At 40.7% G+C, this 17,238-nt stretch carries 12 protein-coding genes; 2 read left to right on the forward strand and 10 right to left on the reverse strand.

Features of this window, described 5'->3' with window-relative positions; all coding sequences use genetic code 11:
* Positions 1-194: 194 nt before the first annotated feature.
* Together ACT29H_RS15005 and ACT29H_RS15010 are read right to left on the reverse strand one after the other, a co-directional pair.
* Positions 195-968, reverse strand: a complete 774-nt coding sequence (locus tag ACT29H_RS15005) for an ABC transporter ATP-binding protein (RefSeq protein ID WP_444822466.1) — start codon at positions 966-968, stop codon at positions 195-197.
* A complete protein-coding gene (locus ACT29H_RS15010) occupies positions 965-1,705 on the reverse strand; it encodes an MlaE family ABC transporter permease (protein ID WP_444822467.1) in 741 nt (246 codons plus the stop codon). The genes ACT29H_RS15005 and ACT29H_RS15010 overlap by 4 nt, the downstream gene beginning before the upstream one ends.
* A 570-nt stretch (positions 1,706-2,275) precedes the next feature.
* On the opposite strand from ACT29H_RS15010, the gene ACT29H_RS15015 reads away from it, so the two are divergent.
* Entirely contained in the window at positions 2,276-3,349 is a 1,074-nt protein-coding gene (locus ACT29H_RS15015; RefSeq protein ID WP_444822468.1) for a mannose-1-phosphate guanylyltransferase, read from the forward strand.
* A 93-nt stretch (positions 3,350-3,442) separates the two neighbouring features.
* Here the strand turns inward: ACT29H_RS15015 and porN are convergent, their stop codons facing one another.
* The 7 genes from porN to topA all read right to left on the reverse strand — a co-directional run bounded on the left by porN (position 3,443) and on the right by topA (position 13,033).
* Positions 3,443-4,354, reverse strand: a complete 912-nt coding sequence (gene porN / locus ACT29H_RS15020; RefSeq protein ID WP_444822469.1) for a type IX secretion system ring protein PorN/GldN — start codon at positions 4,352-4,354, stop codon at positions 3,443-3,445.
* A gap of 31 nt (positions 4,355-4,385) precedes the next feature.
* A complete protein-coding gene (porM, locus tag ACT29H_RS15025) occupies positions 4,386-5,939 on the reverse strand; it encodes a type IX secretion system motor protein PorM/GldM (RefSeq protein ID WP_444822470.1) in 1,554 nt (517 codons plus the stop codon).
* A 46-nt stretch (positions 5,940-5,985) separates the two neighbouring features.
* Entirely contained in the window at positions 5,986-6,906 is a 921-nt protein-coding gene (porL, locus tag ACT29H_RS15030; RefSeq protein WP_444822471.1) for a type IX secretion system motor protein PorL/GldL, read from the reverse strand.
* A 76-nt stretch (positions 6,907-6,982) separates the two neighbouring features.
* Positions 6,983-8,311: a type IX secretion system lipoprotein PorK/GldK gene (gene porK, locus ACT29H_RS15035; RefSeq protein WP_444822472.1), complete on the reverse strand. Its 1,329-nt coding sequence runs from the start codon at positions 8,309-8,311 to the stop codon at positions 6,983-6,985.
* A gap of 31 nt (positions 8,312-8,342) precedes the next feature.
* Positions 8,343-9,365, reverse strand: a complete 1,023-nt coding sequence (locus ACT29H_RS15040; RefSeq protein ID WP_444822473.1) for a PorP/SprF family type IX secretion system membrane protein — start codon at positions 9,363-9,365, stop codon at positions 8,343-8,345.
* Between the two features lie 107 nt (positions 9,366-9,472).
* Positions 9,473-10,642, reverse strand: coding sequence for an arginase family protein (locus ACT29H_RS15045; protein ID WP_444822474.1), 1,170 nt, complete (start codon positions 10,640-10,642; stop codon positions 9,473-9,475).
* A 15-nt stretch (positions 10,643-10,657) separates the two neighbouring features.
* Positions 10,658-13,033, reverse strand: a complete 2,376-nt coding sequence (topA, locus tag ACT29H_RS15050; protein WP_444822475.1) for a type I DNA topoisomerase — start codon at positions 13,031-13,033, stop codon at positions 10,658-10,660.
* A 348-nt stretch (positions 13,034-13,381) separates the two neighbouring features.
* Here topA and ACT29H_RS15055 point away from each other — a divergent pair, with 348 nt between their 5' ends.
* Positions 13,382-15,733, forward strand: a complete 2,352-nt coding sequence (locus ACT29H_RS15055) for a penicillin-binding protein 1A (RefSeq protein WP_444822476.1) — start codon at positions 13,382-13,384, stop codon at positions 15,731-15,733.
* Positions 15,734-15,779: 46 nt separating this feature from the next.
* Here the strand turns inward: ACT29H_RS15055 and radA are convergent, their stop codons facing one another.
* Positions 15,780-17,150, reverse strand: coding sequence for a DNA repair protein RadA (gene radA, locus ACT29H_RS15060; RefSeq protein WP_444822477.1), 1,371 nt, complete (start codon positions 17,148-17,150; stop codon positions 15,780-15,782).
* Positions 17,151-17,238: the final 88 nt, after the last annotated feature.

Consider the following 17,238-nt stretch of genomic DNA (forward strand, 5'->3'; position numbering starts at 1 on the left):
TAAGCGGATGCAAAAGTATACCTTTTATCCAGACTTCCCAACCTTATCTCGCTCTTTTTTTCTAAAAAAATGCTAATTACCTTTATATCAATAACTAGTTTTTTGCATTCTAACTACACTCATCGGGGCAATCACGCTTCTCCCCCAAGCATTGAGGTTCATCATAATCAGGAATTATTAAAAAATCACCACCACTACATCTGATTATTTTTATTGAGAAATCCTTCTCTCATCTGTTTAAAAAACTTTGAGGCATAGATGAAATCATTCAATTCCTTATTGTCGGAAGTTAAAATGTCTTCTTTTGTACCTTCCCAAGCCTTTTCCCCACCGGCAATAAACACAATCTTTTCCCCAATTCCCATCACCGAGTTCATATCATGGGTATTAATAATAGTCGTCATATTAAACTCTTTGGTAATTTCATATATCAATTCATCGATAACGATAGCAGTCTTGGGGTCTAGGCCCGAATTAGGCTCATCGCAGAACAAATATTTCGGATTAAGAGAAATCGCTCGAGCAATGGCCACTCTTTTTTGCATTCCACCACTCAATTCGGAAGGATATAGTTCATTGGCCTTTTCCAGATTTACTTTTTTCAAGCAAAAGTTGGTTCGATCTCTTTTTTCTGCGGAAGACATGTCCGAAAACACATCAAGGGGAAATCGCACATTTTCCTCCACCGTTTTGGAATCAAAAAGCGCAGATCCCTGAAAAAGCATCCCTATTTCTTTTCGAATAAACTTCCTCTCTTTTTCAGACATATGAGTAAAACTTCGTCCATCATAAACAATTTCCCCTTTGTCCACTTCATGAAGTCCTACAATAGACTTTAACAGTACGGTTTTTCCTGAGCCGCTTCTTCCAATAATCAAATTGACTTTACCAGGTTCAAACAGTGCAGAAACATTTTTCAATATATCAATTCCGTCAAAGGATTTATATACATTTTTAACTTCGATCATGCCAACAATAGTTGAGTAAGAATAAGATTGAACAAAAGAATCTGAATGCTGCTCACGACAACAGCTCTGGTACTACAACGTCCTACTTCAAGAGAACCTCCTGAAGTATAATATCCCCAGTAACCGGAAATTGTTGCAATAAGAAATCCGAAAACAACCGATTTAATCAAGGAATAAACAATATAAAAAGGGATAAACGCATATTGAATACCATAAATATATTCGGCGGATGGCACAACGCCGGTGAAAGATCCTGCCGCCCAACCACCAAAAATACCGATCCCCATACTAATCATCACCAAAAAAGGATTAATGAATACCATGGCAACGACTTTCGGAAGAACAAGGTAATTGGCCGAATTAATCCCCATGACATCTAGGGCATCAATCTGCTCGGTAACCCTCATGGTGCCAATTTCCGATGCAATATGGGATCCCACTTTGCCTGCCAGTATCAACGATACAATGGTAGATGAAAACTCCAACAGTATCGTATCACGAGCCGCCACCCCAACGGTATATCTGGGTATTATCGGCAATTCAATATTATAAGCCGTTTGCAGGGTTATCACCGCCCCGATAAATACAGATATTATAGCCACAATACCCAAAGATCCAACTCCCAGGTCATCAATTTCGTCAATAATCTGTTTAAAAAAAATACCTGGCTTCACCGGTTTCCCAAAAACCTTTCCTAAAAATAGGAAATAACGTCCTGTATGAAATAAAAAAGTCATTGCAAATTTCTTTAAATAGTAACTAAATTAGCAACATCAATCAAATATTCAGATTGAATCATTAGAACAACATTTATTTAACCATTGGTCGAATGAAACGCGCATTCAACATTCATTACTGAAACCATCCCATATTGACATGCTCGTTTCATTCTGAAAAAAATTAAGCAATATGATTCACCCTAAAGTGATGCCACCTTTAATTATTTATGCCGAAAAACCTGCCCAAGAATACCATTATGGTTCCTTTTAATGGGATGTGCGAAGAAGGATAATTCTTCGCACAAAGGCAGAGCGGTATAAGATCTGTATATTCTACACAAAATTAACTAATTTCAGACACCACAACATGAAAACATGGTATTCGGTAAAACGGCACACTTTATGATGCAAGCACAAAACGGGGGCCACCAAGCTTTTCAAACAAGAATTAATTTTTCAATTGCATTGGTCATTTACTGGCCCTCAACACCTTACTTAACAAATTTACCGTGTCCGAAAAATTGGGCCAGTCAAAAACATCGATATGCATTGTCTTAAAAAAATAAACGTAAATATAAACCAAATAACATGAAGAACAACACTTATTGTGTCATCATGGCAGGTGGCGTTGGCAGCCGCTTCTGGCCATTAAGCAAGACCAGTACACCAAAGCAATTTCTGGATATTTTGGGAACCGGCAAAAGTTTAATTCGCCAAACTTACGAACGATTTGCGCCTTTATGTCCCAAAGAAAATATTCTGGTTGTCACCAGCCGTGCCTACATAGATTTGGTGCAGGACCATATTCCTGAACTAAAACCAGAACAAATATTATCAGAACCATTCAGGCGAAACACCGCCCCATGTATTGCTTTTGCCAATAGATGGATCGAAGAACGATGCAAGGAGGCCAATATCATCGTTACCCCTGCAGATCATCTGATCATCAATGAAACAGAGTTCAGAACGGCGATGAAAAACGGCCTGGAATTCATCAGCCAACAGGATGCCTTATTAACACTTGGCATAAAACCTCACCGCCCTGAAACCGGCTACGGATATATTCAGGCCGAAAATGGGAAAGAGGATAAAAGCAACTTTAAAAAAGTAAAAACTTTTACAGAAAAACCCAACGCAGAGCTGGCACGGGTATTTTTTGAAAGCGGTGAATTTTTCTGGAATTCGGGAATTTTCTTATGGTCTCTCAAAAGCATTAACAAAGCGTTTGATCTCCACTTAAAAGAGGTAAAGCAGTTGTTTGATCCACTAACGGCATCTCCCTCCTTCGATACCAAACAAGTTGAAGAAACCTATTCGGAATGTAAAAGTATTTCCATCGACTACGGTATCATGGAAAAAGCCGACAATGTATATGTTCAAACAGCCAATTTCGGTTGGTCCGATCTGGGCACATGGTCCTCCTTATATGAATACTCGACCCGGGACCATTTAGGTAATGCCACCATTAAAGGGCAGGTATTACTGTACGACACCAATAATTCCATCGTCAATATTCCATCGGATAAAGTAGCCGTTATCCAAGGATTGTCAGATTACATTGTAGTAGATTCGGGAGATGCATTATTAATTTGTCCGAAACAGAATGAACAACAAATTAGGCAGTTCACAACAGACATAAAAACGGAATTCGGAAAAGAATAAAAAAAACAACTGCATTTAATTCATAAAAAAAGGCTGTGCAATTAAAAACTGCAACAGCCTTTTTTTAACTATGATGAGGTATAAACTTTTATATTAAAACTCCCATAAATCCTGTTCCCATTCAAAAATTTCGTTTTCAATTCTTTTGGATTCCAGGATCGCTTCTTTCCCTACTGTATATTCTTGAATACCCCTGTTGTCATAAACGTTGGCTTCTTTTGCGACATAACTGCCAAAATAACGTTTAATAAAAATGTCATCGAAGCTTCTTCTTTGGGCATCATTTCGGGGATTAAAAACTTCATGTTGAGCAAATAAATCTCTTACTTCGGGGAAATAGACCCAAAACACCAACGTTTTCACAACACCCCCTTCAATGCCATCTGCTCCCTGGAAGTTTTCATCCACATATTCCCGAATAGGACAAAGGCCGAGTATTCTCACGTCAAGTCTGGAATAATTCCGGTCGAAATACCACATTTCTTTAACCATGACCTGTTTAACTTCAAGCGTTTTAGGTCCAACCACAATGTCTTCTTCACTTTGCGAACCATCCGCTTTGGTCACCATCCTTTTCTCAACTCCGGCACCTAGACGTTTAAGAATTTCACTTTCATCCGTCATGGGCACTTTAAATTCATCGTTGGCATCGGGAGAATAGGCAGTGATGGATCCCAGTTTTCCATCATTGGGGTTATCACCAACAACTCCTTTTAGTAATAAATCAATAAGACTGTAGCGTCCATCCATTGGGGTAGTAGGGTAATAAAGCGGGAGATTCATTTTTTCCCTTAAGTCAATAATTCTCCAAACTTTTTTCGACCATAACACATCAGCCTCCCTAATACTTGGATAAGGGATGGGTTTTCTATTTTTAACGTGCTTACGTTCAAATAATCCGTCGATAGGGAGATTATCTTCAGCAATCGCATCCTGAGCACGCAGATCTACCGCCAATACTCCGACGAAACAAAAAATCATTAATAAAAAAAGTTGCTTTCTCATCATAAAGAAATTTATACCATTCAAATTTTATCTATTTCAAAGTAAAGTTAATAGACCCAAGATCTCTGGTTGACCCATCAGGTCCTTTAGCTTTAATATTATTAAACATCACAACACTTCCCATTGAGGAATTCCGGATAAGGTCTTTTTGATCCGTCGTAATAATGGCACTTTCACTGTCTTTAAATTGTAAATATCCACTTTTAATGGTACTAACAGTAAATTCTACGACATTAAATTTCAGGTCAAAATCAAAGTTATCCATTTCAGCCAGCACAATTTCCTGAGCCAATAATAAGCCTTTATCAATTCTACCACCTCGCATGCCTGCTACAGTAGCGATAGGGTCAGGCACTCTCTTAACCCGGAATTTTTGGCTTCCCAAATTCTGCACTTTTCCATCAATATTAGCCCTAACAGACACGATACACTCCCGTCCAATCGCATTCGAATTGGGTGAAACGATATACTGGTTGTGGGAAACCTTTCGAATACGTGCATTCGTAATTCTCACATCCAGTTTTTCACTGGGCACACCAGGTGCAGACACCTGAACAGGATTTTCCACTCCAACATAAAAAACATTCATCTTGGTGGGTGAAATGACGACGCCTGGTTCTGAAACCATATAAGACCCGGTCACTTTTCTTCTGGTGTAAGTACCATCTGGTCCCATAACAGCAATTTCTCCACTCCATTTCTTTTCTCCGGTAGAGGTGGCTGGGATTTCCAGAATACCCCTTCCATTTTTAATAGGCAACTTCTTCCCATTCACTGAGACAATGGGAGGTTGGGTGGTATCTCTTGCTGCCAACATAATTTCAGCGTGATAGGTGTCACCCCGCATGACATATTCTGATTTAGGAATCACAATCGCCTCAATGCTATTAAAGACAAAAGATCCTTCATCAATTTTTCCATATAAATAACGAACAACATCCGATTCGGCATTACGCACTTCACTTTGCAACTGGCTCATCATCGCCATACTGGCAGCCAATGGGACGTGCTCAAATTTTTCACTCTCCCAACTTTTTTCAACACCGTCTTCCTTTGGGGGATTTGTAGGAGTAAGGGTTCTGTCGATGGCATTAATAAGGGCAGAATCTTCCTCGTTAATCATTGTTTTCAGAACATCTCTGAAATGCAGAAAATGTTCTTTCAGTTTTTTACTTCTCTCTCCTCCCTTTTCAGTGATCATAACCTGGGCGGCTACATCCTGATTATCAATAGAGGTATAATTGGTAGGTGTTGCTTCCTCACCATCCGCTGTTTGAACAATTCTATATTTCAATTGCTCAATATGATTGTATAAGCTGTCCGCTTCCTCTTTAACCTTCAGAGCCTCGAAATACTTTTCCCTCACTTTTGCTTCATTGGTTGCATAAGCACTTTCAAATTCCGCGTAAGCAAGATTGTTCTTTTTCTCTATGGTCTGAACGGTTTTTCTGATACTCTTATCAACGAGTTCAAAAGCTTTCAGCAATTCCCCGGAAACATTGAGAGCCAACATCGCCGTGAGCATCAGATACATCATTCCGATCATCTTTTGTCTCGGCGTTTCAGGACAGTTACCACCGCTCATATCAATATAAAATGTTTAAGGTTAGTTAATTCTTCTTCCAGCATGTTTACGAATTGCTTCCCATATTCATCGCACTGAGCATATTTCCGTAAATGGTATTAAGCTCGGCAATGGAATGGCTAAGTTTGCCCAATTCTTCTTTATAGGTCTTAGCATCCTCAACCGATTGATGAAATTGGTCATGAATGGCCTCGAATTGAGCGGTCACATTTTTGGAAGCTTCCATCTGTTCTGAGAAGCTTTTTAACTGCATCTCATAGACCGAGTTAATGGCCGATAATTGTTTATTCGCTTCTGATAACTGTTGATTATAGTTTTCCACCTGACCGGAAACTTTCCCGGTATTTTCATTTATGGCTTGGCTAAAGTTTTTATAGGATGCCACCAATTCTTTTCCGGATTCCTCGATATCCCGCACAATATTGGATCCTACTGCGGCCATATTCTCAGCAAATTTTTTACCGCCTTCAGAGACCTGTTGAGCCACCGAGTTATAGCTATTCTTCAGATGATCGAGTTCCTGAATGCTTTGCGCATGAGAGGTGGACAGTTTATTAACAGATTCCGAAGCCATTTTCATACTTTGAAGATAACTTTCTGTAGCCAAGGAAGCATCGCTAAGGTCTGACAATTGCCCTGAAGTAGCCGCCAATTTTTTTATTCCTTCACCAAGCTTCTCTACCACGTCAGGTTCCAACGTTCCACTTTCTATTAAAGCGGCCAAATCACTTCCACCTCCACCACCGCCTCTTCTAAGATCTTCTCGTGGCTCCAATCCCACCAACTCGGGAAAAACAATACTCCAATCAGGCATTTCATGAGGAGGCTCAAAGGCCGAAAGAAAGAAAATAATAATTTCTGTTCCCATTCCTATGTTCAGCATAATTCCAGCTCCAGGATAGTGCTGAATTTTAAATAACGCACCAGCTAACACAAGAGCAGCACCCCATCCATATACCTTTGCCATAAATTTTTTATACGCGGGGCTCTGAACTAATTCTGCAAGACTCATATTGAATAATTTTACTTTTTCAAGACATTAATTAACCACCAATATAATCTCTAACACAACGGAAGCCGATATATGATTTTGAAGAATCCTGATATTCATAAGTGCGAGCTCCATTCTGAAGGAAATAACCGATATCCTTCCAAGACCCTCCACGAATCACTTTTCTCTTTAAAACTTCAGGATCGTCCGGTAAGGCATTGTATTTGTATGTTGGACTAATATCATGCATAAAACCATATGAAGATTCATCATAAGCACTGGAAGTCCATTCCGCTACATTACCTGCCATGTCAAACAGACCAAAGTCATTGGGCGCAAAATTTGCAACAGACATGGTATACATACCACCATCGTCCCCATATCGGCCCCTTAATGGTTTGAAATTAGCAAGGAAACATCCTTGATTATTACGGGTATAATACCCGCCCCAAGGGTATTTATTCTGATCCAACCCCCCTCTTGCGGCATACTCCCATTCAGCTTCACTGGGCAACCGGTAATTCATCACCAACGGCTCCCCTTTACTGGCGAGGTAATTGTTCAATAACTGGGTTCTCCAGATGGCAAAAGCAGTGGCCTGTTTCCAGGTGACGCCAACGACCGGATACTCGTCGAATCCGGGATGCCAGAAGTATTTTTCCGTCAATGGTTCATTGAATGAATAGGTAAAGTCAGCAATCCAACAAAGGGTATCTGGATAAACCAAGACCTGATCACTCATTATAAAAGCAGACCGATCAGTAATCTCGCGCTCTTTCCCATATTGGTCATATACTACCCCTTCGTATTCTTTAGTCTCAAAGTTATAACGATTGCTTTTTTTGGCTGCTTGTTGAAGGTCTACCCATTGATAATCATACACCAGTTTTCTAGTATCAATTTCTTTTCTTCTAAAAAATCGCTCATTTTCTGGCAGATACATCTCCTCAAGGATGGGCGCATACTCTTCGTCGTCCCACTCAATAGGTTCGTCCCAGTTAAGATAAGGAGGATCAATAGGGTTCCCAAATTTATCCTCAGCAATTAAAAAGTCTTCAAATTGCTGTCCCAATAAGCGACGGGCAATAGAATCTCGCACCCAGTATACAAACTGGCGATACTCAGAGTTGGTAATCTCTGTTTCATCCATCCAGAATGATGGGACAGAAATTGTTCTTTTCTGCGAATTCATGGTGTAGGCCATGTCCTCATCCGCAAGTCCCATGTTGAAACTTCCTTGTGGAATAAAAATCATTCCATATGGATCGGGCTCATAAAAAGCCGCTTTCCGGGACACACCGACGAGCTCTCCTCCGCCGGATTTGCCACATCCGTATAAAACGGTAACTACGATAATACTCAGGGCAACAACTTTCTTCATAGTATTTATGATAATCAATTTTGTTCCTAAATTATAAAAATCTAACGCTCTTATATCTTTTGTTCTTTTTATTAATTTTCAAATCAAATGAATACCCCACTACTATTTCATGAGACCCGTTACTTCCTGCACTTCCCAACTGAGAAGTGGTGATATCGTAACTATATCCGGCCCACATCCCATTTTCAAATCTTAATCCCCCCAACAATACAATTGCATCCTGGTAACGATAAGAGATGCCCCCCCAATATTTGTCTCCAAATTCGATATTCAAGTTCCAGTCGATCTGCCAACTTCCACCTCCCAATCTACCGAAAAAAGAAGGTTTTAATGTGTATCTTCGTTCATCCGCATCAAAACTATATCCTCCCGCAAGAAACATGGAGCGGTGAATATATACGTAAAAATCTTCCTGAAAGTTTGGTTTGGGGGCAAATAAATGTTGAATTGATATTCCACCATACCATTTTTTGCCCTGATAAAAGGCTCCTACACCAAAGTCCGGGGTATAACCGGCAACTTCTGTAGCAGGCACCAAAGGATCATTCTCATTATGATAATCACTCTCAGGGAGCGTCACACCGCTACCATCAAAACTCTGACTAATAATGGCCGTGGATATACCAACCCCCAATGTGCCATCCGACAAAATCAACTGTCTGGCAAAAGAGGCCCGGATCATCCAATTGGAAAATAACCCTGCTTTGTCGCTCATCACTTCAAAACCAACACCACCTTTTTTTTCAAAAATATCAAGTGGGACATCTGCTCCTGCTACCGTTGTAACCGGTGCGCCATCCAGTCCCGTCCATTGGTTGCGATTGATAACCTGCACATTCATTTGTTTTTGGCTACCGGCATATCCCGGATTACCACTGAGCAGATTAAACATATTCTGACTAAACAAAGGATCAAATTGGGCATATAGATTGTCGGCAGATATACATAAAATAGTGATTAATATTAATCCGATTCTACTTTTACTATCCGACAAAAAATGAATGACATGCTCTGATCCTTCCTTCCCATCGCCCCATACACGTCTACCATTCAATCTCTTACAACAAACAAAAGAACGTATATATTTTATGCATTTCGACAAAACCATATACTATATTTTCCCGGTAAAGGTTTCGTTTTTCGCCCAGAAACTCGGATTCATTAATTTACATTATTTTGACTACCGGTTGTTCTGGAAAAATATCGCCACCATATTTCCGGAAGCTCATTTTTTAATGCCTGCTGGTAATCATCAGCATGACAAGCCACTATTTTATTTTCCGGAAAAGAAGGAACCAAAATCCACCAACGATCATTTTTAGGATTATGATAAAACTTCAAAGTTTCTTCAAATGGTTCCACAAAAACTGCCTTTAATTCATATTCGTCAACCGATCTTAAGGGATAATCCCCTTCTCTGACCCCACTTCCTTCAAGGTAGTGCCACAACATTTGGGCAGCCGCCGGGATCGACGATTGATCATCCTCCTCACATCCTATGTCAAACAACCCTGTGACTTTAAGATTATCGCTTGCGCCAGCATACCAAAAAATCCGACATCCTTCGGCTTCGGTAAATCCATTGGGCATTTTCATCCCATGAGGAAGTGATGCCTGGCCCTTCAGCGCACCAAAATCAAAACTCAACATGGTCGCATCACGCAGAAATACTTCAAAACGCTCAATCTTTTCTCCACGCAATTCTTTTAATCTCACTACAGGGAAACACCGATTAACCAAATATTCTTCCTGTTTTCCTGAACAATAGTAAATCTGAATACCTAAAACGGATAAATCATTAATTTTATTATTCAGTTCCTCGATTAATTTATGAATATATGCTGTTGAGGAAAAATCCAACTCATTCGGATCAACATCCAAAACAGAATCAACAATAACGATATTCCCGCCCTCTTCCTTGTTTTTTAAAAATTGACTTGCCGGCAATGTTAAATCCTGAGAACCACCGATAATCAAAACCGATACGCCCTTCTGGTTTAAGAACTTAATCACCTCGGTCAAGGCAAAATATCTATCCTGCAAACCATTTCCTTTTACACTTCCGAGGTCTGCAATTCTCAGATCTGAGGACACTTTCCGCATCCCATACAGCCACTGCTTAACCAGCTTTGAGACATCGCCAGACAGGTGGCGAGTGCTGTTTCTTACTTCAGGAACTCCAATTATGGCAATATCAAATTCATTATTATCGAACCATGCATCCTGCCCATCAAAAAAAACCATTTGATGCCCAAGCGTTTCTTCTTTGGCAATGCCAGGATAACAAATCCAATTAGACTTCAAAGGTTCCAAATAATGAATAATTTCCACAACTACCTATTTTATTTATCCATTCTTTTTGGAGGATTTTTTTACACCTGTTTTTTTCTTGGCTTTACTTTTTTTCCCCTTTTCACCCTCCTCGATCAGTTTCAAACAATCTTCGTAACTCAATGCTGCAGCGTCCTTCTCTTTGGGAATTTTGTAATTCTTCTTTTTATAGCTAATATATGGCCCCCAACGGCCATTCAGCACCAGCAAATCTTTATCCTCATCAAACGTTTTAATGGTCTTTTTATTATCTCGTTCCCTTTTCTCTTCAATCAGTTCGATAGCCCTTGCAAGATCAATGGAGAGAGGATCATCAACCCCTTTTTTTAAGGACACAAATTTTCCGTCGTGTCTCACGTATGGGCCAAAGCGTCCCACGCCTACCACCACTTTTTTGTCTTCAAAAGTCCCAAGATCTCTTGGCAGTTCGAACAGTTTTAGTGCTTCTTCAAACGAAATAGTTTCAATATGTTGATCTCTGGTGAGTGGTGCATAGCGTGGTTTTTCTTCATCATCAGAACTTCCCAACTGAGCCATCGGCCCAAAACGTCCAATGCGAACACTTACCGGTTTTCCGGTTTTTGGATCGACACCAAGGATTCGCTCTCCTGTTTTCCGCTCAGATTTCTCAAGCGTTTCTTCCACTTGTTGGTGAAATGGCTTGTAAAAATTATCAATGGCCTTTTGCCACTCAACTTTCCCCATCGCTATTTCATCAAATTCATGTTCCACACGAGCAGTAAAATCAAAACTAACCACATTGGGAAAGTAATTAACCAGAAAATCATTAACGACCATGGCAATATCTGTAGGAAATAGTTTATTTCGCTCACTATTAGCCATCTCCTTCTTATCTTCCTGCAGGATTTTCCCATTTTCGAGCCACAAATATTGATAATGCCGTTCTTCACCAGGTCTGTCCTCCTTCACGACATAGCCGCGATGCTGAATGGTGCTGATGGTGGGTGCATATGTAGAGGGGCGTCCGATCCCCAATTCTTCCAATTTTCTCACCAAACTAGCTTCGGAATAACGTGGTGGTTTTAGCGTAAATCTCTGACGCGCTTCAAGCTTCTTTAAATCAAGGGAGTCATTTTCTTTCATCGGGGGCAGAAAAGCAGAAGACTCCTCTACCTCCTCATGATCTGTAGATTCAATATAAACCTTAAGAAACCCATCAAACTTCACAACTTCCCCGGTTGCCAAAAATTGAAATTTCTGACCTTCAATATCAACGGTGACCGTTGTTTTCTCAATGATGGCATCACTCATTTGCGAAGCCTTGGTGCGTTTATAGATTAGATCATAAAGTTTTTGCTCGGCAGCAGTGCCTTGAACAGAAGCCCTGTCTGGATAGGTAGGACGGATTGCTTCATGCGCTTCCTGTGCTCCTTTTGATTTCGTTTTATACTGTCGAACCTTAACATATTTCTCTCCCATTTCCGACTTAATGGAATCAACGATCGAACTAACCGCCGATTTAGCTAAATTAACCGAGTCGGTCCGCATATACGTTATTTTCCCGGCTTCATATAATTTTTGCGCAACAGACATGGTTTGTCCAACGCTAAAGCCCAGTTTCCGTGCTGCTTCCTGCTGTAGCGTAGAGGTTGTAAACGGTGCAGCCGGTGTCTTTACGGTAGGCTTTTTTGAGACAGAATGCACGGTAAATCGGGCATTGGCACAATTCTCAAGGAATTCACGCGCCTCTTCCACGGTTTTAAATCGATGGTTAAGCTCTGCTTTAAACTCTTTTTCTGTTCCGCTTTCAAGGATGGAAAAGATGGCTACAACTCTGAATGAAGATTCGGGCTTAAAATCAAATATTTCCCTCTCCCGTTCAACCAATAACCGAACCGCAACGGATTGCACTCTCCCTGCGGAAAGAGATGGCTTTACCTTTTTCCAAAGAACCGGAGAGAGTTCGAATCCAACCAGTCGATCTAAAACCCGGCGGGCTTGTTGCGCATTCACCAGGTTTTGATCTATATTGCGTGGCGACTCTATTGCTCGTAAAATGGCTTCTTTGGTTATTTCATGAAAAACAATACGTCGAGTTTTATCTGAAGAAAGTTTTAACACTTCACTTAAATGCCAAGCAATGGCCTCTCCCTCGCGGTCCTCATCGGAGGCAAGCCATACCGTCTCTGCTTTTTCTGCTAATTTCTTTAATTCATTTACAATTTGTTTTTTATCCTCCGAAATAACGTATTGCGGTGTATAATTATTAGATATATCTATTCCAAAATCTTTTTTAGCCAAATCCCTTATATGGCCAAAACTAGATTTGACCAAATAGTTTTTGCCCAAAAATTTCTCAATCGTTTTAGCCTTTGCAGGCGACTCCACAATTACCAGATTTTCTTCAGTAGCCTTCTCTTTTTTCGCCATTTTTATGATTTGATTTTACCCTGTTCTTGTATCTTTACAGGCTGTTCATCTTTTTAATTTAGGCGTCAAATATATAAAATAGTCGCCACAAATACTTTTTATTCATCCCCATATTCAATGGGGCTCTTTTCTAATTCAGAGGAAACTTTGCAATTTCCTGATGGAATTTGATTCCCCTATTTTTTGTATTTTTACACGCCCAATATCCCGTAAAGTATATGATTTAAACAATAATTCCCGACCTAAAACAGACCGAAGATTGAAGAATTAACTATTTTCAAAAAAAATACGGATAACATTTCACCATCCCAATCGTTAAACAAAGCAAAGTTTAAAACAAATCTTCAGATGGAAAAAAAACTTCTCAAAAAATATATTCATTGGTTATACGGACTCTTTTTCGGCATGGTAGGTTTTTTTATACTGCTGTTTTTCCTGATTTCTGCCGGTGCATTAGGATTTATGCCAAGCTTTGAAGAGCTTGAAAATCCCAAAACGAATCTGGCCACAATACTTTACTCGTCCGACAACGAGGTCCTTGGAAAATTTTTTCGTGAAAACCGTACCAATGTCACCTATGAAGAACTAAACCCACATGTTGTTAATGCCCTCATATCTACCGAGGACATTCGCTTTTACAATCATTCCGGTGTGGATGCAAGAGGCCTTGGTCGAGTCTTGTTTCGCACGATCATCATGGGAGAAAAAAGTTCAGGAGGGGGAAGTACGATTACTCAACAATTGGCCAAACTTCTGTTCCACGATCCGGCTCGAAACCTTTGGCAAAGAAGCCTTCAAAAACTAAAAGAGTGGGTTATCGCTGTAAAACTGGAACGGAGTTACACCAAACAGGAAATATTAACCATGTACCTCAACAAAGCACCCTTCATTTATGGTGCTTACGGAATTGAATCCGCTGCTCATACCTTTTTCAGCAAGCCGCTGGATTCATTAAGAGTAGAAGAGGCCGCTACATTAATTGGAATGTTGAAAAACCCTGCCCTTTATAATCCGATTCGTAGACCGGAATTAACTCAGAACAGAAGAAACGTGGTTCTTTCGCAAATGAGAAAAGCTCGGCACATTACCACCGAAGCGTTTGACAGCCTTAAAATGCTCCCGCTGAAAATTCGGTTTCAAAGAGATGATCATATACATGGCCTGGCGCCCTATTTCAGGGAATATCTTCGACTTGTTTTATCAGCAGAAAAACCTGACAGGAAAAATTATGCCTCATGGCAGGAACAACAATATATAGAAGACAGCATTGCCTGGCTAGAAGACCCCTTGTATGGATGGGTTAACAAAAACCTGCAGGCAGATGGCACCCAATATGATATATATAGAGATGGCCTTCGCATCTATACCACCATAGACAGTCGTCTTCAAAAATATGCCGAGGACGCCGTTGCACAACACCTCGGTCAAGATTTACAACCACATTTTTTCTTTGAGAAAAAAGGTCGGACAAGAGCTCCGTTCACTGGAAATATAACCAAGGAACAATATGAATCTATCATCAATCGAGCCATTCGCAATTCTGACCGATACCGCTATTTAAAACGTAAAAATTTGGAATGGGATTCTATTATGTCTGTATTCCGGGAGCCGGTGCAGATGGAAGTATTCTCGTGGAATGGTAACATTGATACAATTATGAGTCCTTTGGATTCCATTCATTATTACAAATCATTTTTAAGAGCTAGTCTTCTTTCCATGGATCCTCAATCCGGCCAGGTTAAAGCGTATGTTGGAGGTCCCAATTATCAGCACTTCAAATATGACATGGTATCTATGGGAAAACGCCAGGTAGGTTCCACCATTAAACCATTTGTTTATACCTTGGCGATGCAAGAAGGGCTTACCCCATGCGATATGGTGCCAAACATTCCCCAAACATTCTATTTGCCAACAGGCAAAACCTGGACCCCTGGAAACTCGGGATCCGCCCGTGCCGGAGAAATGGTTTCCTTAAAATGGGGGTTGGCCAATTCCAACAACAACATTACCGCATGGGTATTGAAACAGTTTAATCCGGAGGCAGTTGTCAATATCAGTCATGAATTGGGCATTAAAAGTCCAATGGATCCTGTTCCGTCAATAGTATTAGGGGTTTCCGAATTTGGTTTGGATGAAATGGTAGCAGCTTATTGCACCTTTGCCAACAAAGGTGTTCACGTTGAACCACTCATGGTAACTCGCATAGAAGATCGCTATGGGAATGTTATTTCCAGTTTTTCACCACGAAAACGAGAAGTCCTCAGTGAAGAAACCGCCTTCCTGATGTTAAACCTTTTAGAAGGAGTGATCAATCAGGGCACGGGTATCAGGCTAAGATTAAAATATCGTTTTAATGCCCAGATAGGAGGAAAAACAGGCACCACCCAAAATCACTCTGACGGATGGTTTATGGGCGTTACGCCGAATCTTGTCACGGGTATTTGGGTTGGTGGCGAAGACCGGGATATTCATTTTGACAATCTATACTATGGTCAGGGCGCTAATATGGCCTTGCCAATATGGGCGCTATACATGAAACAGGTTTATGAAGATGAAAAAACTTCCATAACAGAAGAAGACACATTTGAAGAACCGGCCAATTTTAATCTTAACCTTGAATGTCCTGACGAAAATATTCCAGCCAATGAAGATCAAATTGAAGGGAACAGCTCAGGTTATTACGAGGATGAATTCTTTTAAAATTTCAAGACATAATCTAAAGTTCTAATGCTTGAAACGAACTGGTTCATGAAAATAAGAATCGAAATGCTTCTTCAATTTTTCCTGCCTGAACCACCTCTATACTAGCATTCCGGAAGTGGGTTCCTCGTTGAAATTTAGGAACAATAATGGATTTAAATCCTAATTTTTCCGCCTCGCTCACCCGTTGTTCTATTCGGGTAACAGGTCGTATTTCACCGGAGAGGCCAACTTCTCCTGTCAGACAGACCTTATGAGGAATAACCAAGTCGGTATTCGATGATAAGATGGATGCGACTACTGCCAAATCAATAGCCGGATCACTCACCTTAAGGCCACCTGCAATATTTAGGAAAACGTCTTTGGCAGCTAACTTGAAGCCGGCACGTTTTTCCAAAACGGCCAGTAACATATTCAATCTGCGAAGATCAAACCCGGTGGAAGACCGTTGAGGCGTTCCGTAAGCGGCAGTACTTGCCAATGCCTGAACTTCAATTAGAAAAGGGCGAACACCTTCAAGTGCAGAAGCAATCGCGATTCCGCTCATCTCTTCTTCATGATGCCCCAATAACATTTCTGAAGGATTAGCCACTTCCCTCAATCCATTTCCATGCATTTCGAAAATACCAATCTCCGATGTTGATCCAAACCGGTTCTTAACAGCCCTCAGTATTCGATACAAATATTTTCCATCACCTTCAAATTGCAAAACCACATCTACTATATGTTCCAAAACTTTGGGGCCGGCCAGATTCCCTTCCTTATTTATATGACCAATCAGCAATACCGGTATGTTTTTTTCTTTGGCAACTCTCATAACTGCAACAGTACACTCCCTGATCTGAGATACGCTTCCCGGCACCGATTCTAAGCTTTCCCTTTCCATCGTTTGAATACTGTCAATAATGACAAGATCCGGGCTAACATTCTCTATATGGCTGATAGTACGTTCAAGAGAAGTTTCACCGAGGAGCAGGCAGTGATCTCCATTGGAATTATCTAGCCGATCGGCCCTCAGTTTTATTTGCCTGGGACTTTCCTCGCCTGAAACATAAAGCACCTTTTGCTTTCGTAGCTTCATAGCCATTTGGAGAACAAGGGTCGACTTTCCTATCCCCGGTTCACCGCCCAACAGGACTAAAGAACCGGGAACCAAGCCGCCTCCCAGCACACGATTCAATTCCTCGATGTGGGTATCTATTCTAGGAACATCTTCAACACTCACGGAAGAGACCGGAACCGGCTTACGAATTTCCTTTTCTGAAGAATGAAACCGTCTGTTGCTGCTGTTTTTTCCGGTAATAGCCACTTCTTCCACAAAAGTATTCCATTCACCACAGGCACTACATTTCCCCATCCATTTGGGCGATTCAGCCCCACAATTTTGGCAAACAAATATGGTTTTACTTTTAGCCATAAGCATTATTGTCTGTAGTTACAAACTTAGTATTTTTTCCCTAGGTTCCGGTCAAAACCCTTGCCTCAAATAAAAAACCCCGGACAAG

It is taken from the genome of Thermophagus sp. OGC60D27, assembly GCF_052400625.1.
Classification (GTDB): Bacteria; Bacteroidota; Bacteroidia; order Bacteroidales; family Marinilabiliaceae; genus Thermophagus.